15 protein-coding genes and 1 pseudogene are annotated in these 20,343 nt (G+C 72.6%); 7 read left to right on the top strand and 9 right to left on the bottom strand.

Annotated elements, in window-relative coordinates:
* Window positions 1-120: 120 nt before the first annotated feature.
* Genes ACZ60Q_RS05490 through ACZ60Q_RS05500 form a run of 3 tightly spaced genes read right to left on the bottom strand, consistent with a single transcriptional unit; the run spans window position 121 to window position 4,027 of the window.
* Complete coding sequence (locus ACZ60Q_RS05490; RefSeq protein ID WP_469628769.1) at window positions 121-2,538, bottom strand: xanthine dehydrogenase family protein molybdopterin-binding subunit; 2,418 nt, start codon at window positions 2,536-2,538, stop codon at window positions 121-123.
* Window positions 2,535-3,134: a (2Fe-2S)-binding protein gene (locus tag ACZ60Q_RS05495; RefSeq protein WP_469628772.1), complete on the bottom strand. Its 600-nt coding sequence runs from the start codon at window positions 3,132-3,134 to the stop codon at window positions 2,535-2,537. The genes ACZ60Q_RS05490 and ACZ60Q_RS05495 overlap by 4 nt, the downstream gene beginning before the upstream one ends.
* 2 nt (window positions 3,135-3,136) lie before the next feature.
* A complete protein-coding gene (locus ACZ60Q_RS05500; RefSeq protein ID WP_469628775.1) occupies window positions 3,137-4,027 on the bottom strand; it encodes an FAD binding domain-containing protein in 891 nt (296 codons plus the stop codon).
* Window positions 4,028-4,360: 333 nt separating this feature from the next.
* Here ACZ60Q_RS05500 and ACZ60Q_RS05505 point away from each other — a divergent pair, with 333 nt between their 5' ends.
* Window positions 4,361-6,106, top strand: a complete 1,746-nt coding sequence (locus ACZ60Q_RS05505) for a PucR family transcriptional regulator (protein ID WP_469628778.1) — start codon at window positions 4,361-4,363, stop codon at window positions 6,104-6,106.
* 170 nt (window positions 6,107-6,276) lie between these two features.
* The gene (locus ACZ60Q_RS05510) at window positions 6,277-7,059 is read left to right on the top strand and encodes a hypothetical protein (RefSeq protein WP_469628781.1); all 783 of its coding nucleotides are present in this window, start codon (window positions 6,277-6,279) and stop codon (window positions 7,057-7,059) included.
* A 45-nt stretch (window positions 7,060-7,104) separates the two neighbouring features.
* On the opposite strand, the gene ACZ60Q_RS05515 is transcribed toward ACZ60Q_RS05510, so the two are convergent.
* The gene (locus ACZ60Q_RS05515; RefSeq protein ID WP_469628783.1) at window positions 7,105-7,941 is read right to left on the bottom strand and encodes a GntR family transcriptional regulator; all 837 of its coding nucleotides are present in this window, start codon (window positions 7,939-7,941) and stop codon (window positions 7,105-7,107) included.
* Window positions 7,942-8,086: 145 nt separating this feature from the next.
* On the opposite strand from ACZ60Q_RS05515, the gene ACZ60Q_RS05520 reads away from it, so the two are divergent.
* Together ACZ60Q_RS05520 and ACZ60Q_RS05525 are read left to right on the top strand one after the other, a co-directional pair.
* Complete coding sequence (locus ACZ60Q_RS05520; RefSeq protein ID WP_469628786.1) at window positions 8,087-8,935, top strand: (2Fe-2S)-binding protein; 849 nt, start codon at window positions 8,087-8,089, stop codon at window positions 8,933-8,935.
* A gap of 192 nt (window positions 8,936-9,127) precedes the next feature.
* A complete protein-coding gene (locus ACZ60Q_RS05525) occupies window positions 9,128-10,228 on the top strand; it encodes a DUF2637 domain-containing protein (protein WP_469628788.1) in 1,101 nt (366 codons plus the stop codon).
* A 23-nt stretch (window positions 10,229-10,251) separates the two neighbouring features.
* Here the strand turns inward: ACZ60Q_RS05525 and ACZ60Q_RS05530 are convergent, their stop codons facing one another.
* From ACZ60Q_RS05530 to ACZ60Q_RS05540, 3 genes are all read right to left on the bottom strand, one after another.
* Entirely contained in the window at window positions 10,252-10,617 is a 366-nt protein-coding gene (locus ACZ60Q_RS05530) for an ATP-binding protein (RefSeq protein WP_469628791.1), read from the bottom strand.
* A gap of 523 nt (window positions 10,618-11,140) precedes the next feature.
* Window positions 11,141-12,883, bottom strand: a complete 1,743-nt coding sequence (locus ACZ60Q_RS05535; protein ID WP_469628794.1) for a pyruvate dehydrogenase — start codon at window positions 12,881-12,883, stop codon at window positions 11,141-11,143.
* A 110-nt stretch (window positions 12,884-12,993) separates the two neighbouring features.
* Window positions 12,994-14,736, bottom strand: coding sequence for a protein phosphatase 2C domain-containing protein (locus ACZ60Q_RS05540; RefSeq protein WP_469628796.1), 1,743 nt, complete (start codon window positions 14,734-14,736; stop codon window positions 12,994-12,996).
* A 406-nt stretch (window positions 14,737-15,142) separates the two neighbouring features.
* Here ACZ60Q_RS05540 and ACZ60Q_RS05545 point away from each other — a divergent pair, with 406 nt between their 5' ends.
* Together ACZ60Q_RS05545 and ACZ60Q_RS05550 are read left to right on the top strand one after the other, a co-directional pair.
* Window positions 15,143-16,135 (top strand): helix-turn-helix domain-containing protein, encoded by a 993-nt coding sequence (locus ACZ60Q_RS05545; RefSeq protein WP_469628799.1) that lies wholly within the window; start codon window positions 15,143-15,145, stop codon window positions 16,133-16,135.
* A gap of 80 nt (window positions 16,136-16,215) precedes the next feature.
* The gene (locus ACZ60Q_RS05550; protein ID WP_469628802.1) at window positions 16,216-16,698 is read left to right on the top strand and encodes a DUF456 domain-containing protein; all 483 of its coding nucleotides are present in this window, start codon (window positions 16,216-16,218) and stop codon (window positions 16,696-16,698) included.
* Here the strand turns inward: ACZ60Q_RS05550 and ACZ60Q_RS05555 are convergent.
* A pseudogene (locus tag ACZ60Q_RS05555) lies at window positions 16,623-18,096 on the bottom strand (DNA-3-methyladenine glycosylase 2 family protein). The gene ACZ60Q_RS05550 and the pseudogene ACZ60Q_RS05555 sit on opposite strands and share 76 nt — an antisense overlap.
* A 72-nt stretch (window positions 18,097-18,168) precedes the next feature.
* Complete coding sequence (gene rsgA / locus ACZ60Q_RS05560) at window positions 18,169-19,320, bottom strand: ribosome small subunit-dependent GTPase A (protein WP_469628805.1); 1,152 nt, start codon at window positions 19,318-19,320, stop codon at window positions 18,169-18,171.
* A gap of 363 nt (window positions 19,321-19,683) precedes the next feature.
* Between rsgA and ACZ60Q_RS05565 the strand changes: the two genes are divergently transcribed.
* Window positions 19,684-20,184 (top strand): DUF5949 family protein, encoded by a 501-nt coding sequence (locus ACZ60Q_RS05565; protein WP_469628808.1) that lies wholly within the window; start codon window positions 19,684-19,686, stop codon window positions 20,182-20,184.
* The last annotated feature ends 159 nt before the right edge of the window (window positions 20,185-20,343 follow it).

Genomic DNA, 20,343 nt, shown 5'->3' on the forward strand with positions numbered 1-20,343 from the left:
TACTCAGTGCCTCCGGACGGTGCGGGGTGGGGAACGTGTGACGTTCTCGGCTCCGCACACCGCCCGGAGAGTTCGGGGAGCGCCTGGGCGAGGACCGGTGGGACATCGCCCGGCGGACTCTCAGGTGCCGGTGAGGTGTTCGGGCCGCACCGGTGTCCTGTTGAGCTCAAGACCCGTCGCGTTCCGGATCGCCGCGAGGACGGCCGGGGTGGACGACAGGGTGGGGGCCTCGCCGACGCCGCGCAGCCCGTACGGGGCGTTCTCGTCGGCGAGTTCGAGCACGTCGACGGGGATGGTCGGCGTGTCGAGGATGGTGGGCAGGAGGTAGTCCGTGAAGGACGGGTTGCGCACCTTCGCGGTCTTCGGGTCGACGATGATCTCCTCCATCACGGCGACGCCCATGCCCTGGAGGGTGCCGCCCTGGATCTGGCCGAGGACGGAGAGCGGGTTGAGCGCTTTGCCGACGTCCTGGGCGCAGGCCAGTTCGATGACCTTGACCAGGCCCAGTTCGGTGTCGACCTCGACGACCGCGCGGTGCGCGGCGAAGGAGTACTGGACATGGCCGTTGCCCTGTCCGGTGCGCAGGTCGAACGCCTCGGTGGGCCGGTGGCGCCACTCCAGCTCGATGTCGATCGCCTCGTCCTCCAGGACATCGGCGAGATCGGCCAGCACCTCGCCGCCGTCGGTGACGACCTTGCCGCTCTCCAGGAGGAGTTCGGCGGTGGCCCAGGCCGGGTGGTAGGTGCCGAACTTGGTTCGGCCCAGCTCCAGGACCTTCTCCCGTACGGCTTCGCAGGAGTTCTTGATCGCGCCGCCGGTGACGTACGTCTGGCGGGAGGCGGAGGTCGATCCGGCGGAGCCGACCCTGGTGTCGGCGGGGTGGATGGTGACCTGGTTGACGCCGAGTTCGGTACGGGCGATCTGGGCGTGGACGGTGACGCCGCCCTGGCCGACCTCGGCCATCGCGGTGTGCACGGTCGCGACGGGTTGCCCGTTGATGACCTCCATCCGGACCCGTGCGGTGGAGTAGTCGTCGAAGCCTTCGGAGAAGCCGACGTTCTTCAGGCCGACCGCGTACCCGACACCCCGCACGACGCCTTCGCCGTGGGTGGTGTTGGAGAGCCCGCCGGGCAGTGCGCGGACGTCGACGGAGGTGCCCTCGCTGCCCGCGGTCAGCCACTGCTGCTCGGGCGGCAGCGGCCGGGACTTGACCCGGCGCAGCAGTTCGGCGACCGGGGCCGGCGAGTCACAGGGTTGTCCGGTGGGCAGCAGGGTGCCCTGTTCCATGGCATTGAGCTGCCGGAACTCCACCGGGTCCATGTCCAGCTTCGCGGCCAGCTTGTCCATCTGCGCCTCGTAGGCGAAACACGCCTGGACCGCACCGAAGCCGCGCATCGCGCCGCAGGGCGGGTTGTTGGTGTAGAGCGCGATCGCCTCGATGTCGACGTCCTCGATGACGTACGGGCCGACCGAGAGCGAGGAGGCGTTGCCGACGACCGCCGGGGAGGCGGAGGCATAGGCCCCGCCGTCCAGGACGATACGGCACTTCATGTGGGTGAGCTTGCCGTCCTTGGTGGCGCCGTGCTCGTAGTGGAGCTTCGCCGGGTGCCGGTGGACGTGTCCGAAGAAGGACTCGAACCGGTTGTAGACGATCTTGACCGGCTTACCGGTGCGGAGCGCCAGCAGGCAGGCGTGGATCTGCATCGAGATGTCCTCGCGGCCGCCGAAGGCCCCGCCGACGCCGGAGAGCGTCATGCGGACCTTCTCCTCGGGCAGGCCGAGGACGGGGGCGATCTGGCGGAGGTCCGAGTGCAGCCACTGGGTGGCGACGTACAGTTCGACGCCGCCGTCCTCGGAGGGCACCGCGAGACCGGACTCGGGGCCGAGGAAGGCCTGGTCCTGCATGCCGAAGGTGTAATCGCCGGTGACGATGGTGTCGGCCCGCTTCGCGGCCTCGTCGGCGTCGCCGCGGATGATCGGCTGGCGGTGCACGATATTGGGGTGCGGGACGTGACCGATGTGGTGGTCGTCGCGGCCCTCGTGGACGAGTACGGCGTCGGGAGCGGTCGCCGAGACCTCGTCGGTGACGATCGGCAGCTCGCGGTACTCGATCCTGATCCTGGCGGCGGCGCGCCGCGCGGTCTCCGGGTGGTCGGCGGCCACGATGGCGACCGGCTCACCGTGGTGACGGACCTTGCCGTGGGCGAGAACCGGGGTGTCCTGGATCTCCAGACCGTAGTTCTTCATCGCGGCGGGCAGGTCGTCGTAGGTCAGCACCGCGTAGACGCCGGGCGTCGCGAGCGCCTCGGAGGTGTCGATGGAGACGATCTCGGCGTGCGCGACGGTGGAGCGCAGCGTCTGGCCCCACAGCATGTCCTCGTGCCACATGTCGGAGGAGTACGCGAACTCACCGGTGACCTTGAGCGTGCCGTCGGGGCGGAGCGTGGACTCGCCGACGCCGCCCCTGGTGGGCGAAGCCTGGGTGATCCTGGTAGGCGTGCCGGCCGGTGCGGTCCGGGCCCTGGGGGTCGTCGTCATGACTGGGCCGCCTCTTCCTGACGGGCGGCCGCGAGGCGGACCGCGTCGAGGATCTTCTCGTAGCCGGTGCAGCGGCACAGATTGCCGGAGAGTGCCTCACGGATGTCCTGGTCGGACGGCGAGGGGGTGTTCTCCAGCAGCTCGTCGGCGGCGACCAGCAGGCCGGGGGTGCAGAAGCCGCACTGGACGGCTCCGGCGTCGATGAACGCCTGCTGGACCGGGGAGAGTTCGACGGCCTCGCCGGTCTTGCCGTCAGCGGGTTTGGACTGCCAGTGCTTGGCGGCGTCCAGGGTGGTGCCGCAGGCGCCGGAGGCACAGCCGCCGCCGGGGTGGGCGTCCTCGCGGTGCTTGGCGTAGTTCGCCAGGCCCTCGACGGTGACGACCTCGCGGTCCTGGACCTGGCCCGCGGCGACGAGGCAAGCGCAGACCGGGACGCCGTCCAGGCGGACGGTGCAGGAACCGCACTCGCCCTGCTCACAGGCGTTCTTGGAGCCGGGCAGGCCCATGCGCTCACGCAGGACGTACAGGAGGGACTCGCCCTCCCACACGTCGTCGGCTTCCTGCTGACGGCCGTTGACCGTGAAATTGACTCGCATGGTTACGCGGCTCCTTCCAGCGTGCGGCCCGCGCCGCGGTACTGCTCCCAGGTCCAGCCGAGCGTGCGGCGGGCCATGATGCCGACGGCGTGCCTGCGGTACTTCGCCGTGCCGCGCACGTCGTCGATCGGGTTGCAGGCGCCGGACGCGAGGGCGGCGAACTGCTGGGCGATCGCAGGGGTGATGATCTTGCCGTTCTCCCAGAACCCGCCCTCTTCGAGCGCGGCGTTCAGGAACTCCTCGGCCACCCTGGCCCGGACGGGCGTCGGGGCGGCGGAGCCGATGCCGGTGCGCACGGTGCGGGTCTCGGGGTGCAGCGCGATACCGAACGCGCAGACGGCGATGACCATGGCGTTGCGGGTGCCGACCTTGGAGTACTGCTGGGGTCCGTCGGCCTTCTTGATGTGCACGGCGCGGATCAGCTCGTCCGGCTCCAGGGCGTTGCGCTTGACCCCGGTGTAGAACGCGTCGATGGGAATCAGCCGCGTGCCGCGTAGGGATGCGGCCTCGACCTCGCAGTCGGCCGCGAGGAGGGCCGGGTGGGCGTCACCGGCCGGCGAGGCGGTGCCGAGGTTGCCGCCGACGCCGCCGCGGTTGCGGATCTGCGGGGAGGCGACGGTGTGCGAGGCGAGCGCCAGACCGGGCAGCTCGGTGCGCAGGTGCTCCATGATGCTGCTGTACGGCACGGAGGCGCCGAGCCGCACGCTCTCCTGGCCCACCTCCCACTCGGACAGCTCACCGATGCGGTTCAGGTCCAGGAGGTGCTCGGGCCGCCGGTGGTCGAAGTTGATCTCGACCATCACATCGGTGCCGCCCGCGATGGGCACAGCCGTGGGGTGCTCGGCCTTGGCCGCGAGCGCCTCCTCCCAGCTGGCGGGGCGAAGGAAGTCCATGAGTGGCTCTCTTCTCCTCAAGGGGGTCGTTCGCCGGGGCTGGGGACGGCCGGCCCTCGACTGGCTCGTTCCTATGGCGTTCACGTGGTGTGGCCCAGTACACAAGCCGCGCTCCTACCGGTGCAGTCACCGAAACACTGAAGGAGTTGGCTGGTGTCCGTCCTCGTCTTGTAGATTCGAACGAATAGCGGGAACCAGTGACCTCGCCTCCCTTCACCGATACCCGTTCGCCTCACGACTCCCCCGCCCCACGACCTCCTTCACCCACTTCCACCCCACCTGCTCCTTCACGACCTTCACCTGCTCCCCTACGGAAAGATCGGCGGCGACGAGATGCGGCTGCGCGCACTGCTGGAAAATGACGCGCTGGGCCTGCGGCTGCTCGGCGGCGCGGACGAGCTGGACCGCTCGGTCCGGGGCGTCATGACGACCGACCTGCGCGACCCCAGCCGCTATCTCTCCGGCGGAGAGCTGGTGCTCACAGGCCTTGCCTGGCGCCGGGACGCGACGGACACCGAGCCGTTCGTCCGGATCCTGGCGGGCGCCGGGGTGGTCGGTCTCGCGGCCGGCGAGGCGGAGCTCGGCGACATCCCCGCCGATCTGGTCGAGGCGTGCCGGCACCACCGCCTCCCCCTCTTCGCCGTGAACGAGACCGTGGCATTCGCAACGATCACCGAGTACGTCGTACGCCAGGTCTCCGGCGAGCGGGCGGGCGATCTGGCGGCCGTGGTGGACCGGCACCGGCGGCTGATGACCTCGGGCCCGGCGGGCGGCGGCCCCGAGGTGGTCCTGGACCTCCTCACGTCCGACCTGGACCTGCGGGCCTGGGTCCTGTCCCCCACCGGCCGCCGGATCGCCGGGGCGGGCGCCCCGCTGCCCGGACCGCTGGGGACGGCGCTGGCCGGGCACCACCTGGCCGCGACCCGCACCGGCCGTCGGGGCCCGCACCGGGCGGTGGTGGCCGGCACGACGTATTCGCTCTTCCCGATCCGGAACACCGGCCGGGGCGCGGGACCGGCCGCCCGCGACATACGCGAGTCGGTGCTCTCCGACTGGCTGCTGGCGGTCGAGGCCGACGCCTCGGACTGGCCCGCCGCCCGGCTCGATCTGCTCCAGGGCGTCACCCAGCTGATCGCGGTCGAACGCGACCGCCGCGACGCGGCCCGTACCGTACGCCGCAGGCTCGCCCAGGAGGTGCTGGAGCTGGTCCAGGCGGGCGCCGCACCGGCCGAGATCGCGGCCAGGCTGCGGGTCGCCGCACCGGTCCTGCTGCCCGGCCTCGGGGTGGCCCCGCAGTGGCAGGTCGTGGTGGCCCGGGTCGACTGGAGCGTCGCGGGCCGGGCGGCCGACGCGGGCGACATCGCGAGCGGCCCGGTGGCCCAGGCGCTGCTGGAGGAGATCCTCGTCGACCCGGTGGTCGGCGGCCCCGACTCGGCCGACCGGATCGCCGTCGCCCACACGGGCGAGGAGGCCGTCGCGCTGGTGCCGCTGCCCGCGCTCACCACCGCGGCCGCGGAGGCCGGGGAGAGCGCTGCGAGCGATGCCGCGCGGGCGGGCGGCGAGGACACCCTCGACGCGGATCCCGGGCTGCACGCCGACGCGCTGCTCGCCTCCGTGCGCGAACCGCTCTCCGCGGGACTCGCCGACGATGGCCGGCTGACACTGGGTGTCAGCGCGGCCGTGCATTCCGCCGAAGGACTGCGCGGCGCGCTGGAAGAGGCCCGGCACGCCCGCCGGGTGGCCGCGGCCCGTCCGGGGCGGGTCTGCGCGGCCGGTCACCACGAGCTGGCCTCGCACGTGCTGCTGCTGCCGTTCGTTCCCGACGACGTCCGGCGGGCGTTCACCGCCCGGCTGCTGGACCCGCTGCGGGACTACGACCGGCGTCACCGGGCGGAGCTGATCGAGACGCTGGAGGCCTTCCTGGACTGCGACGGGTCCTGGACCCGCTGCGCGGCCCGGCTGCACCTGCACGTCAACACGTTGCGCTATCGCGTGGGGCGAATCGAGCAGTTGACGGGGCGTGATCTCTCGCGCCTGGAGGACAAGCTCGACTTCTTCCTCGCCCTGCGCATGAGCTGATCTTCGGCCGCGCACGGGGCCCGGCGGGCCCCGTCGTACTCCGGTCGATTGTGAAATCTTTCACCTGACATTGCCCGGACCCCTTGGCCCGGCGTGCCATTCCGTGCTGAGATGCGCCGTACCAACAGCACAATGGCGCGCTCGGGGAGGGCAATGTGGCGCATACCGCCATGTCTGGTTCCGGAACGACAGCAGATGACGATCCGCCGCTCCAGACCGCGGTATGGCGGCTGCGGTCACGCGCCTGCTGGACGGACGCGGCCGCACTGCTGGAGCATCACGCGAGCACCGATCCGGCCTCCGCCCTCCAGCGCACCGCGTTGCTGACCGAGCGGTGTCTCTACACCGGACAGGGCTGGACCGACGCCGAGGACGCCCTGCGCACGGCGGAGGCCATCGCCCGCAGCGACGACGAACGCGGTTCGGCCGCTTCCGAGCGAGGCCATCTGGCCTACGCCTCGACCCTCCTGGCGGTACGGGACCGGGCCGACGAGGCGAGCGTGGCGCTGAGCCGGTCGGCGGCGCTGCTGGCGCCCGCCTCCCCGGCCCGGCCGCTGCTGGACTTCCGGCGCGGGCTGATCGCCCAGAACATCGCCGAGTCGCCACAGTCGGCGCGCGCCGCGTTCCGCCGGGCGCACGCCGGTGCGTCAGCCCGGGGAGACGAGCTGCTGCTGTCGTCCACCTGGCGGCATCTGGCGGCGCTCGCCCTGCGCGAGGGGGAACTGGCCGAGGCCCGGCACGGCTTCGCGGAGTCGCTGCGGATCAGGGAGGAGCTGGGGTTCCTGGTCGGCACGGCCCCGGCGCTGATCTCCCTCGCGGAGGCGGAGGAGGAGCCGAAGGCTGAGCGGCTGCGCGCCGAGGCCGGCCGGCTCTTCCGTCTGCTGGGCGGCGTGCCCACCTGGCTGGCCCCCTACCTGGGGCCCCCGGCCCCGCGCACCGCCGAGGCGAACTGAGGCGGGGTGTCCGCGGCCCCCTGGGGGTCGCGGACACCGCCCCGCTCAGCCGTCGGCGCCGGCGAAGTGTTCGAGGACCAGGGCCTTGACGACGGCCAGGTCCTGGGAGATCAGGGCGTCCAGCAGGGCGGTGTGCTCGGAGGCGTCGGCCAGCAGGTCGGCCCGGCGGATGGCGGGGCCCGCGACCAGCGGCCACTGGGAACGCCGGTGCAGTTCGTCGGCGACGGTCACGAGCTGCTCGTTGCCCGACAGCATGAGGACCGCGCGGTGGAAGGCCCGGTCCGACTCGGCGTAGCCGGCCCGGTCGCCGACGGCCGCCGCCGTGACCGTGGCCTCCGCCAGCGGGCGCAGGCCGCTCCAGCGGTGAGCCGGGACCGTACGGGCCAGGCTCAGCATCACCGGGACCTCGATCAGCGCCCGCACCTCGGCCAGTTCGGCCAGCTCGCGGGGGCCGCGTTCACTGACCCGGAAGCCGCGGTTCGGCACGACCTGGACCGCGCCCTCGACGGCCAGCCTCTGCATGGCCTCGCGCACCGGCGTGGCGGAGACCCCGAAGCGGGCGCCGAGCGCGGGGGCGGAGTACACCTGGCCGGGCACCAGCTCGCCTTCGACGAGGGCGGCGCGCAGGGCGTCCAGGATCTGGCCACGGACGGAGTGGCGCCGGACGGCACGCGGCGCGGGCGGCTCACTGTGGGTGTGCTCGCCCCGAGCGGCCTGGTCCCCCTCGGCCGGTCGCCCCCCGGCCCGCTCGAACCCGGCCCGCTCGAACCGGGCCTGTTCCGGCACCCGGTATCCGGGCATCCGGCCTTCCGCCGGAGTACGCGGGAACGCTCCCAGGGCGTACGCCGCACGTGCGTCCTCATGCGCGCTGCCCTGCTCCACCCGGACCTCCTCCGCCAGCCGCGGGCCGACTCGCGTGCGCCGGACCTCCTGTGCACGATAGAGGCAGGAGGCTGCGGTTCAAACATCGATGACATCGGGTAAGGTAAACCTTACCTGCGACGATCCCGATTCGGTGGTCCCCTGCATGACCCTCTCCCCGCCGTTCACCGGCACCGCGACGTCCCCCGTGACCGCCGCGTACGCCCGCCTGACCGAGGTGTTCCCCGGTCTGCGGGCCGACGTGCTCGACGGCGACGCCGTAGCCCCGTCCGGAGCGGGCTGGGTCGGCGCGGCGGAGCTGGCCGCCGGCGATCACGCCCTGGACGCCTTCCTCGCCTGGGACAACGCCCAGGTGCTGCGCGACTACGGGCAGCAGGCCCGTCCCGACGTGGTGGCGAGCTTCGGTCTGCACCGGTACGCCTGGCCCGCCTGCCTGCTGGTGACGGTGCCGTGGTTCCTGCACCGCCGGGTGCCGAGGATCCCGGTCGAGGACGTGGCCTTCCAGCGGGCACTGGGGCATCTGACCGTGCGGGTCCGGGAATTCGCCTGTCTGCCGGACGACCCGGCCGCCGCGCTGCCCGGGGCCCGGGTCGTCGCGGACGAGGCGGCGCTGCGGGCCGAGGTCCTGGCCTCCCTGACCGAGCACCTCGGTCCGGTGCTGGAGGGTTTCGGGCCGCGCATGCGGCGCGGGAAGCGGGCCCTGTGGGGAATGGCGACGGACGAGATCGTCGAGGGCCTCTGGTACATCGCGCATCTGCTGGGCGAGGAGCGCCGTGCGATGGCCGAGTTGGAGCTGCTGCTCCCCGGCACGACGAAGCCGTACGCCGGCGGGGCCGGTTTCCGCGAGCTGACCGGACCCGACGGCCGGTCGCTGCCGACCCGGGACCGGGCGAGCTGCTGCCTCTTCTACACCCTGCGCCCCGAGGACACCTGCGTGACCTGCCCGCGTACCGGTGACGCGGACCGGGTGCGGAAGCTCGCGGCAGCTTCCTGATCCACACCGCCCGTCCGGATGACGTGGAATCGAACGCGACTCGGCTTGACCGGGCGTTCGTTCGAGAAGATTCCACCCATCGATAGCCTCTCCCACCCCCATGGCGTGCTCTTGTCCCGAAACCACCGGAGCGGGACGGGAACTCCGTCACGATGGCGCACGAAACGCCCTACGTGACGCAAGGGACCGCGCATGAGACTGACCGACATATCGCTTGACTGGCTGCTTCCGGGCGCCGTACTGCTCGCGGGAGTCATGGCGGCGGTGACGGTGGTCGCACGCGGCAAGCGTGCCGCCGGCAAGGCCGCGGCCGACGACTCCTGGGAACGCAGCGAGGATCGCCGCAGACGCAAGGAGGCGCTGTACGCCACCGCCAGTTACGTCCTGCTGTTCTGCTGCGCGGCGGTCGCCGCCGCGCTCTCCTTCCACGGCCTCGTCGGCTTCGGCCGACAGAACCTGAACCTCACCGGAGGCTGGGAGTATCTGGTCCCGTTCGGACTGGACGGGGCCGCGATGTTCTGTTCCGTACTGGCCGTACGGGAGGCGAGCCACGGAGACGCGGCGCTCGGCTCCCGGCTGCTGGTGTGGACGTTCGCCGGGGCCGCCGCCTGGTTCAACTGGGTGCACGCCCCCCGGGGCATGGACCACGCGGGCGCACCGCACTTCTTCGCGGGGATGTCCCTCTCGGCCGCGGTGCTCTTCGACCGCGCGCTGAAGCAGACCCGCCGCGCCGCGCTGCGCGAACAGGGCCTGGTGCCGCGCCCGTTGCCGCAGATCCGGATCGTCCGCTGGCTTCGGGCGCCCAGGGAGACGTTCGGCGCCTGGTCGCTGATGCTCCTGGAGGGCGTCCGCACCCTGGACGAGGCGGTGGACGAGGTGCGGGAGGACCGCAAGGAACGTGAGCAGGACCGGCTGCGCCGACGCGACCAGGAGAAGCTGGACCGGGCCCGCATCAAGGCCCTGAACCGGCAGAGCCGGGCCTGGGGACGCGGTGGACGGGGCGAGCGGCAGGTGGATGTGCCCGCCCTCGCCCCGGCATCGGGCGGCACGGCGCCGGCCGTCGCGGAGCCCGCCATAGCAGAGCCGGGTCAGCTGCCCCTGCGACCCCGGCCATCCCTGCAAGCGGTCGGCCCGAAGCAGGCGGACGGTTCGAGCTCGAAGAGCCTGGACGCTTCGAGCCGGGGAAGTGACCCGCGGACCGTCGACCTCACAGCCGAGGACGATACGCAGACGCTGCCCCGGCTCGACTCGCTGGAACAGAAACTGAAGGATCTTGAGCGGCAGTTCGGCTGAGCGCGCCTCGCGGCGGAGGGCCCTCAGGGTCCTCCGCCATGCAGCTCGAACCAGACGACCTTGCCCAAGGACTGCGCCTCCACGCCCCAGGCGTCGGCCAGGCTCCGGACCAGGATCAGGCCCCTGCCATGCGTACCGTCGTCGGCGTTCGGTACGTACGGTGCGGGCAGATCCTCCGACGCGAAGTCCTGGACCTCCACACGCAGTCGGGCGGGCGTCGCCGTGGCGGTGACCACGGCCCCGTGCCGGGTGTGGATGAGAGCGTTGGTCACCAGCTCGCTCACCAGCAGCTCCGCCGCCTCGGTCTGCTCCTCGTCGGAGCGATGCCGGAGGAACTCCCTGAGCTCCCGGCGCACTTCGCGCACCGCTGACCGTTCGGTGTGGCCCACCCTCCGGCGCATTCGGGCCGGCGGTGGCGGCTCGCCCGGTCTCCGGCCCCGGGGGCCACGCCCCTCGATGACCGCGGTCTTTCTCTGGCGCTTCGTCATTTCCCCCGCCCGCACAGTGAACCGACCTCCTTGGATCCGGCCGCCCGTCGAACAGCCTCACGGGATGCATGCCCCTGTACGTACACGGTCACGCTTGTCGGCCCATCACTGGATGAACGGTCAGAAGCGGCGAGGGGCGCACGGAACAAGCCACCCGCGCACGCCATCACCACATAGGCGCAGCTCCGGTTGACGTCCGGCGGGAACACCTGAGTCCCGCGTTGACGACCCGACTTCTCCGCGCGTCATCATGACGGCATGCGCATCCCCCCACGCACTACTCGGCTCGGCTCCTCGGCCGCCCTCCTGTCCGTCGTCCTTGGTCGACCGAGGCTGCTGAGCCTCCGCACGATGGGCGGGCGGGCACGGACCGGCCGACGGTGCGCCTGACCCCGGCGTGAGAGTGGCAGGCGCGCCCGCGGACTCAAGGACGGGGCACGTTGCGGAGGTTGGAGCGGGCCATCTGGAGCATCCGGCCCACTCCGCCGTCGAGCACGATCTTGCTGGCGGAGAGCGCGAAGCCGGTGACCATGTCGGCGCTGATCCTCGGCGGGATGGAGAGCGCGTTCGGGTCGGTGACCACGTCGACGAGCACGGGCCCCTTGTGCTTGAAGGCCTCCTTGAGCGCACCCTGCAACTGCTTGGGCTTCTCCACGCGCACGCCGTAGGCGCCGGCCGCACGGGCGATGGCGGCGTAGTCGGTGTTCCCGTTGGTCGTCCCGTACGACGGCAGGCCCGCCACCAGCATCTCCAACTCCACCATGCTGAGCGAGGAGTTGTTGAACAGCACGACCTTCACCGGCAGGTCGTGCTGGACCAGGGTGAGGAAGTCGCCCATCAGCATGGAGAATCCGCCGTCGCCGGACATCGCGACGACCTGCCGGCTCAGATCGGTGAACTGGGCGCCGATCGCCTGCGGCAGAGCGTTGGCCATCGAGCCATGGCTGAAAGAACCGATCACCCGCCGCTTGCCGTTGGGTGTCAGATAGCGGGCCGCCCACACGTTGTTCATGCCGGTGTCGACGGTGAACACGGCGTCCTCGTCGGCCATCTCGTCCAGCACGGAGGCAACGTACTCGGGGTGGATCGGGATGTGCTTCTCGACCTTTCGGGTGTAGGCCTTGACCACGCCCTCCAGGGCGTTCGCGTGCTTCTTCAGCATCCGGTCGAGGAACTTGCGGTCGGACTTGGGCTTCACCCGGGGCGTCAGGCAGCGCAGCGTCTCGCGCACACCGCCCCAGACCGCGAGGTCGAGCTTGGAGCGGCGGCCAAGGTGCTCGGGGCGCACATCGACCTGGACGATCTTCACATCGTCCGGGAGGAAGGCGTTGTACGGGAAGTCCGTACCGAGCAGGACGAGGAGGTCGCACTCGTGGGTCGCCTCGTACGCGGCGCCGTAGCCGAGCAGCCCGCTCATCCCGACGTCGTACGGATTGTCGTACTGGATCCACTCCTTGCCGCGCAGCGCGTGCCCGACCGGGGACTTGATCTTCTCGGCGAACTCCATGACCTCTGCGTGCGCCCCGGCCGTGCCGCTGCCGCAGAACAGCGTCACCCGTTTGGCCTCGTCCACCATGCGGCAGAGCTTGTCGATCTCATCGTCGCCGGGCCGTACCGTCGGCCGGGCGGTGACAAGGGCGTGCTCGATGCTCTTCTCGGGGGCGGGCTTGGAGGCGATGTCGCCCGGCATCGAGACGACACTGACGCCGCCGCGCCCGATGGCGTGCTGGATCGCCGTCTGGAGCAGCCTCGGCATCTGCTCCGGGTTGGAGATCATCTCGTTGTAGTGGCTGCACTCCTGGAACAGCAGCTCCGGATGGGTCTCCTGGAAGTAGCCGAGGCCGATCTCGCTGGAGGGGATGTGCGAGGCGAGGGCCAGCACCGGGGCCATCGAGCGGTGTGCGTCGTACAGGCCGTTGATGAGGTGCAGGTTGCCCGGACCGCAGGAGCCGGCGCAGGCCGCGAGTGAGCCGGTGACCTGTGCTTCCGCACCGGCCGCGAAGGCTGCGGTCTCCTCGTGGCGGACGTGGATCCAGTCGATGGCCGGGTTACGCCGGATGGCGTCCACGACGGGGTTCAGGCTGTCGCCGACGACGCCGTACAGGCGTTTGACGCCTGCCCTGGCGAGGATGTCGACGAACTGCTCCGCCACGTTCTGCTTGGCCATGGGTGCGCACCCTTCCTTGCCCGTGCTCCGTGTACTTCGGCTGTCCGGACTCCGGGCCCGAGACACCGTTTCGCCGGGCTCCGCAGTCCATCAACCCACGGCGTGCGCGGTCACGCCTCCCAGACGGCGGCGCACGTGCGGTCGTCGGCGTACCCCTTGATCCGGAGCTGGGTGTCGGCGAGGAAGGCGGGCAGTCCTGGCGGTCCGGCGCTCCCCCAGCGCTCGGCGAGCTCGCCGGGGAGCGCCGCCTCGCCGCGCATCGGCTCGGCGAGTCCGTTGCTGCACAGCAGCAGCGTGTCGCCGGGGAGCGCCACGGAGGCCCGGAAGCGGAAGGGCTCGGCGGGCTGCCGGGCCGGGCCCTCGGCGTTCGGGGACGGCGGCGCGGCGATCCGGAGGTCCGTCGTCAGCCGGTCCCCGTCCGTTGCCTCCTCCTGGTCGTCGCCCGTCAGCGGATCGCCGCCCTCCGGGACGAAGGGCTCCAGGTCCTGCCAGTGTCCGTCGCGGAGGCGGAAGAGGCCGCCGCTGCCGACGCCGAAGAAGACCCGCGTGCGGCAGCCGGGGTCGGCGGACAGCAGCAGGCACCGGAGGCTCACGGTGTACGCGTCCGGTGTGATGCCGAGTTCGGCGGCGCGGGCGCGCAGCTTGCCGTACGTACGGTCGGTGAGCCGGTGCAGCCCGGCCTTCAGGTCGCCCCGGCGGCCCGCCCTTATGTCCTCGGAGAGCCGGATGTGGCTGCGGGCGACGGCCCCGCCGATCCAGCGGCAGGCGTCGGCCGCGGCGAGGTGCGCCGCTTCGCCGGCCCGGTTGCCGCCCGCCACGGCGACGAGGACGAGGGCGCTCTCGGCGGCCCCGAAGCGAGCGGTGAGCAGCCCGTCGCGCCGGGGTTCTCCGCGGAAGCGGGCGGAGTCGCCGCGTACGGAGGCGGTGCGCAGGGTGTACGTCCCGTACCGCGCGCCGTCCAGGACGGTGTCGGGGGCGAGGCCGTCCAGATTCTCCGAGGTGGCGGAGGGCAGGGCCGCGGGCTCGGCGTCGTAGGTGGGCGGCCGGTCCCCGAGGTGCCCGACGGACGGCCGCCCGTCGGCCGCGTCGGCGGCGAGGTCCGGCGGAGGCGCGTGCGCGGCGGTGAGGTCGGGCGCGAGGTCGGGCTCAGGCACTTCCGGCACGCGCGGCGCGGCGAACGTCCGGGGCCCCCGCTGCCCGGCGGGCGCCTCCCAGGGGGCGGGAAAGACGGTGGTGCGGAGAGCGACCGAAGGGGAGGACGGGGGCGGCGGCGCTACGGGCGGTGCCGACGGAGGTACGGGCGGGGCGGCCGACGCCCCCGGTCCGGGCGGCTCGGGGCGGACAGCCCGTTCGGGACCGGCCTGGGGCTCCGGCTCCGGCTCCGGCTCCGGCTCCGGCTCCGGCTCCGGCAAGGCGTAAGCAGCTTGCTCCGGCGGCCGGTCGCGCTTCGCGTACGGGTCCCGGGCCGGCCGCGGGATCGGCATGACGTCCGGAGCCGTTGCCGGATCCGGGACGGGACCCGGGACCGGCTCCCGCTGGGTCACCACGGACCGGCTCTGCCCGGGCGGCCGGTACGCATGCGCGTACGGATCCTCGTAGCGGTCGGCGTCCGGCTCCTCGTACCGGTCGGCGTAGGGGTCCTCGAACGCGTCCCCGTACGGGTCCCGGACACTCTCGCGCACGGTGTCCCGCCGGTCACCCACCGGGGTGCTCACCGTGTCCGACACGGAGTCGAAGCGGTCGTCGAGGCTGTCGGCCGCACGGCCGGGACCGGTGTCCGGCACGGTCTCGTCGTACAGCTTGCGCCACCAGTCGTCCTCATGGGCGGCGGGCTTCTCCCCCTGCTGACTCATGCCCATATTGTCCACCGCCGGGGCGGCCCGAGAACGGGACATCGGGAAAATGTGGTCCGCCCGGCGACCGCGCTCCCGGTGATCGGTCCCTTCGGGTCCCGCTCGTCCGATGGCACGGCCACCGACGGCGCGATCACGGTGGCGGCGAGCACGGAGACGGTCACCGCTCCGCGTGCCGTATGCGATATCGGGCGCATCACTCTCCTCAGGTCAATCCGGAATGAAGCAACCCAAGACGCCGCACCCCGGGCGTTGTTGGTACTGCGGTGGCGCCACCGTGGCAGAGGCGTCGGGGGTACGGGGGATGATGGGGGCGGCAGGTATACGCCGTGGCCTCTTCCCGCCACCGGGGACCCGCCGCAGGTGCGCCTCGATGCGCGATCACCACACCCGGGGAGGTCGGAGAATGCTGGGCGCCATAGGTCTCGACGAGAGACAGGAAACCGCATACCGCGCGCTCGTCGCGGCGGGAGCCGCGGAGCTCGCGGATCTCGCGCACCGGCTGGTACTTCCCGAGGCGGACACCGAACGGGTCCTGCGGCGGCTGGAGCAGCAGGGCCTGGCCGCGCAGTCCTCGGCCCGGCCGGGCCGCTGGGTGGCGGCGCCGCCCGGCGTGGCGCTCGGGGCGCTGCTGATCCAGCAGCGGCACGAGCTGGAGCAGGCGGAGCTGGCGTCCGCGCTGCTCGCCGAGGAGTACCGGGCCGAGGCGAGCGAACCGGCGGTGCATGACCTGGTGGAGGTGGTGACGGGGGCGAGCGCCGTCGCCCAGCGCTTCCACCAGCTACAGCTGGGCGCGGTGTCGGAGGTGTGTGCCCTGGTGACGGGCAAGCCGATCGCGGTGACCGGGATGGAGAACGAGTCCGAGGAGCGGGCGGCCTCGCGCGGGGTGAGCTACCGGGTGGTGGTCGAGCGTGAGGTGCTGTCGACGCCGTTCGGGATCCTGGAGCTGTCGGCGGCGCTGAGCCGGGACGAGCAGTGCCGGGTGGTGGACCGGGTGCCGACGAAGCTGGTGGTGGCCGACGGGAGCCTCGCGATGGTTCCCCTGACCGGGCGGGGCGCGGAGCCCGCCGCTCTGGTCGTGCACGCCAGCGGTCTGCTGGAGTCGCTGATGGGCCTCTTCGAGGCGGTGTGGCGGGATGCGATGCCACTGCGGCTGGGCGAGGGCGGCGGCGGGGTCCGCGAGTACGGGGTCGGGCCGGATCCGACGGATCTGGAGATCCTGTCGTTGCTGCTGGCGGGGCTGACGGACGCCAGCGTGGCCAAGAACCTGGATCTGGGGCTGCGGACCGTGCAGCGCCGCGTCAAGGGCCTGATGGAGCTGACCGGGGTCTCGACGCGGCTCCAGCTGGGCTGGCAGGCGTACGAGCGTGGCTGGGTGGCCCGTACCGAGCCGGCCTGAGGCGGCGTCGGCGCAGGTCGACGCGGGTGGGAGGGGTGCGCTGACGGGCGGAGTGGGGCACTCTCCGGCAGGCTGGTCAGATGAGTGTGTGGCAGCTCGTCGCCGTGGGCCTGGTCATGCTGCTGGGTCTGGTCGGGGTGCTGGTGCCGGGTGTGCCGGGTCAGGCGATCGTCTGGGCGGCGGTGCTGTGGTGGGCGCTGACGGACATGACGACGGCCGCCTGGGTCGTCCTGATCGGCGCGACGGCGCTGATGCTGCTGAACCAGGCCCTCAAACCGCTGCTGCCACCGCGTCGCCCGGGCGATTCCGGGGCACCGGTCAGGACCTTGATGATCGGCGGGGTCGCGGGGATCGTGGGCTTCTTCGTCGTGCCCGTGGTCGGCGGGATCCTCGGGTACGTGGGGGCCATCTTCGGCGCGGAGCGGCTGCGGCTGGGGAGCCGCGGCGCGGGCTGGGCGTCGGTGCGCTCGGTCATGCGGGCGACGGGCTACGCGGTACTCGTGGAGCTGTTCTGCTGCCTGCTGGTGACGGGCGCCTGGCTGGGCGCGGTGCTCCGGGGCTGACCGGAGCGCCCTCGGCGGCCGGAGTCAGCTCAGGACCGCCGCCCCCACCGCTTCCAGATGGCGTACGGCGTAGGAGCGCCAGGGCCGCCACCGCTCCGCGCCCGGCGTTCCGTACGGATCCACGTCGGGGTCGCCGAGCGCCCGCATCCGGATCAGGGCGGCGGTGCGCCGACCGACCCCGGGCAGCGTCAGCAGCGTCCGTTCCGCCTCGTCGCGGTCGGCCCCGGCGTCCAGCCGCAGCCCGCCGTCGGCGAGCGCGGCGGCCAGCGCCGCGAGGGCCGGGTCCTCGGCAAAACCGGCGAGCACCTCCGGCTCCGGGAACACATGGGTGAGCCCGCCGCACGGCACGTCCAGCGCCTTCCCGTACCGCTCGACCAGCTCCCCGGCGGCCTCGCACCCCACCAGGGTCCGCACCGCGGCCTCCTCCGGGTCGGCCGCGCCCGGCGACCGCAGCCCGGGGCGGGCGGCGACCAGCGGGGCGAGCCGGGGGTCGGCGGCCAGCGCCTCGTCCACGGCGTAGGGGTCGGCGTCCAGGTCGAACAGACGGCGCACCCGCTGGACGGCGGTGGTCAGGTCGCGGAGGTCGGTGAGCTGGATCCGGGCCTCCAGCCAGGGGCCGCCGGTCGGGGCCTCGTCGACCGCGACGAGTCCGGCCCCGTACGGCAGTCGCAGGGTGCGCCCATAGATGCGGCGGCCGAGCGGGCCCGTCACCTCCTCGACCCGGGCGACCGCTCCCGCGGCCAGCAGGTCGAACAGGGCGGCGGTGGCGTACGGGCCCCGATGGGCGAGCCGCAGCGGAACCCCGGCCCGAGTGCCCTCGCGGTGTCCGCCGCCGAGCCCCGTGCCGGCCTCGGCGCGCAGGGCGCTGGGCGTGCGGGCGTAGACCTGCCGGATGGTGTCGTTGAACTGCCGGACGCTGGCGAACCCCGCGGCGAAGGCGATCTCGGTGACCGGGAGCCCGGTGGTCTGGAGGAGCACCCGGGCGGTGTGGGAGCGCTGGGCCCGGGCGAGCGCGACGGGTCCCGCGCCCAGCTCGGCGTTGAGCTGGCGCTGGACCTGCCGGGCGCTGTAGCCGAGCCGCCCGGCGAGTCCGGGAACGCCTTCGCGGTCCACCACGCCGTCGCCGATCAGGCGCATGGCCCGGCCGACGACGTCCGCGCGGACGTTCCAGTCGGCGGAGCCGGGCACGGCGTCCGGCCGACAGCGGCGGCAGGCCCGGAAGCCGCCGGCCTGGGCCGCCGCCGCGGTCGGGTAGAAGCGCACATTGGCGCGTTTGGGCGTGACGGCGGGGCAGCTCGGCCGGCAGTAGATGCCGGTGGTCACGACGGCGAAGAAGAACGCGCCGTCGAACCGCGCGTCGCGGCTGCTGACCGCCTCGTACCTGGTTCTTTCGTCCATCACACCGTCCAGTGTGCGGCAGCCGGGACCGCCGCACTCGCGGTTGTCGGACGTCGAACCGGTCGCCCCGGGCTACCGCACCCGGCCGCGCTTGGCCTGCATGGCCGCGCGCCCCTCCGCGCCCTTGCGCTTCCAGTCCCGCAGGATCTCGGAGCGCAACCGGGCGTCGGTCTTGGCGACGATCCGCTGGTTCTCGCGGACCAGCTTGCGGTAGCTGTCCAGCCGTCGTTCGGGCAGGACCCCGTCCTCCAGTGCGCCGAGGACGGCGCACCCCGGTTCGGCCTGGTGGGCGCAGTCGTGGAACCGGCATCGGGTCGCCAGCTCCCCGATCTCGGAGAACACCTCGCCGACCCCGGCCCCCGCGTCGTACAGGCCCACTCCGCGGAGCCCGGGGGTGTCGATGAGGACGCCCCCCTGCGGCAGGACGAGCAGATTGCGGGTCGTCGTGGTGTGCCGCCCCTTGCCGTCGACGTCCCGTGCGGCCCGCACCTCCAGGACATCCATGCCGAGCAGGGTGTTGGCCAGGGTGGACTTGCCCGCTCCGGAGATGCCGAGCAGCACGCTCGTGCCACCGGAGACGACGGCGCCGAAGACGTCGAGCCCCTCACCCGTGGTGGAGCTGACCGGCAGCACCTGGACGCCGGGGGCGATCGCCTCGACGTCCTGGACGAGGTGGGACAGGGTGACCGCGTCGGACACCAGGTCCGCCTTGGTGAGCAGCACGATCGGTTGGGGGGTGTGGGCCGCGTCCCGGCCGCCGCCGAGCAGGGCGGCACCGCTGGAGCTGGACAGGGCGAGCGCGAGGAAGCGCTCGAGGCGGCCGAGGTCCAGTTCGACGGCGAGCGAGACACAGATGGCGATGTGGTCGATGTTGGTGGCGAGCACCTGCCCGTCGGACCGCTGGGAGGAGGTGGAGCGGACGAAGGCGGTGCGGCGGGGCAGGAGCGTACGGACGAAGCGCGGATCGCCGTCCGCGTCGAGCGCCACCCAGTCGCCGGTGCAGACGATCCGCATCGGGTCACGGGGCACGACGAACGCGGTGTCGGCGCGGACGGGGCCGGCGACGGTGATCACGTCGCACTGACCGCGGTCGACCCGCACGACGCGCCCCGGCACGAGCCCCTGCTCGGCATACGGGGAGAAGGCTGCCGCCCAGTCCTCGTCCCAGCCGTACGGAGTCAGCGGGTGCGAGGAGGAGGAAGCGGGAAGGAACGAGAAAGACAAGGGAAACCCTTCACAGGGTGGCCCCGGCACGCGCGCTCGGCGCGGGAATGAGGGAAGTCGGTCAGCCGGTGGCCACGGGGATGAGGACGGTGCTCTTCCGGTTGTGGGCAGTGCCCATCGCAACGACAGCCATCAATGTCCTCACCTCCTGGTTCTCTTCCGTTTCCGTGCCGCACACGTCATCGCGGCGCCCGGAGCAGTGGCCAGATTAGCCGGGCCCCCGGGAGCGACGTCAACAGCTTTTCCGCACACCTCCGATGGAGTCGGCCTGACCGGGGCGTTCGCCGGAGTTGGCAGCAGATCTCCCCCGATCGGGTGATACGCATGCATAGAGCCCGGTCCGGGGCCGTTAGGGTGCCGAGCATGACCACACCCCAGGCCTCCACCGGCACGTTCACCCAAGCCCAGTTGGGCACGCAGATCCTGATCGGCTGGAGCGGCCGGCAGCCCGACGCGGACCAGGACACCGCTTTCCTCCTCGCCTACTCGCTGGGCGACGGGCAGGACGGTCCGGACGTCGGCCGCGAGGCCATGCGCGCCGCGCTGGAGCGCGCGGGGCTCCACGTCGGCGGCCCGATCCAGGACGCGGCCGAGAGCCCGGGCGTCCAGGCGAAGCTCCTCGTCCAGGCGGGGCGGGCCGTCCTGACGCTGCCTCACCTCTCGGCGCAGTATCCCGCCCCCGCGGAGTGGCTGGCCGCCGCGGGGGCCCAGGGCCGGGTGTACGGGATGTTCGCCACCAGCCCGTGGCCGGACGCCGTGCCCGGGCAGCCGGTCAGCGAGGACCGGCTGCGGGCCTTCGCCACCGATGTGGAAGTCGTCCGCACCGCCGCCCACTGCCTGCTCCCGGTCCGCTCCCTGGGCTGAGGAGCGCTTCCGCCGCCCCGGCACGCGACGAGGCCCACCACCCCCCGTGGAGTGGTGGGCCTCGCCCGTGCTGTGCTGCGCGCTGCGCGCTGCGCGCGATGTGCGATGTGCGATGAAGCTGTACCGCGAGAACGAGGACGGGCGGCCCGGAGTGTGATC

This window comes from Streptomyces sp. NPDC104313, assembly GCF_055583985.1.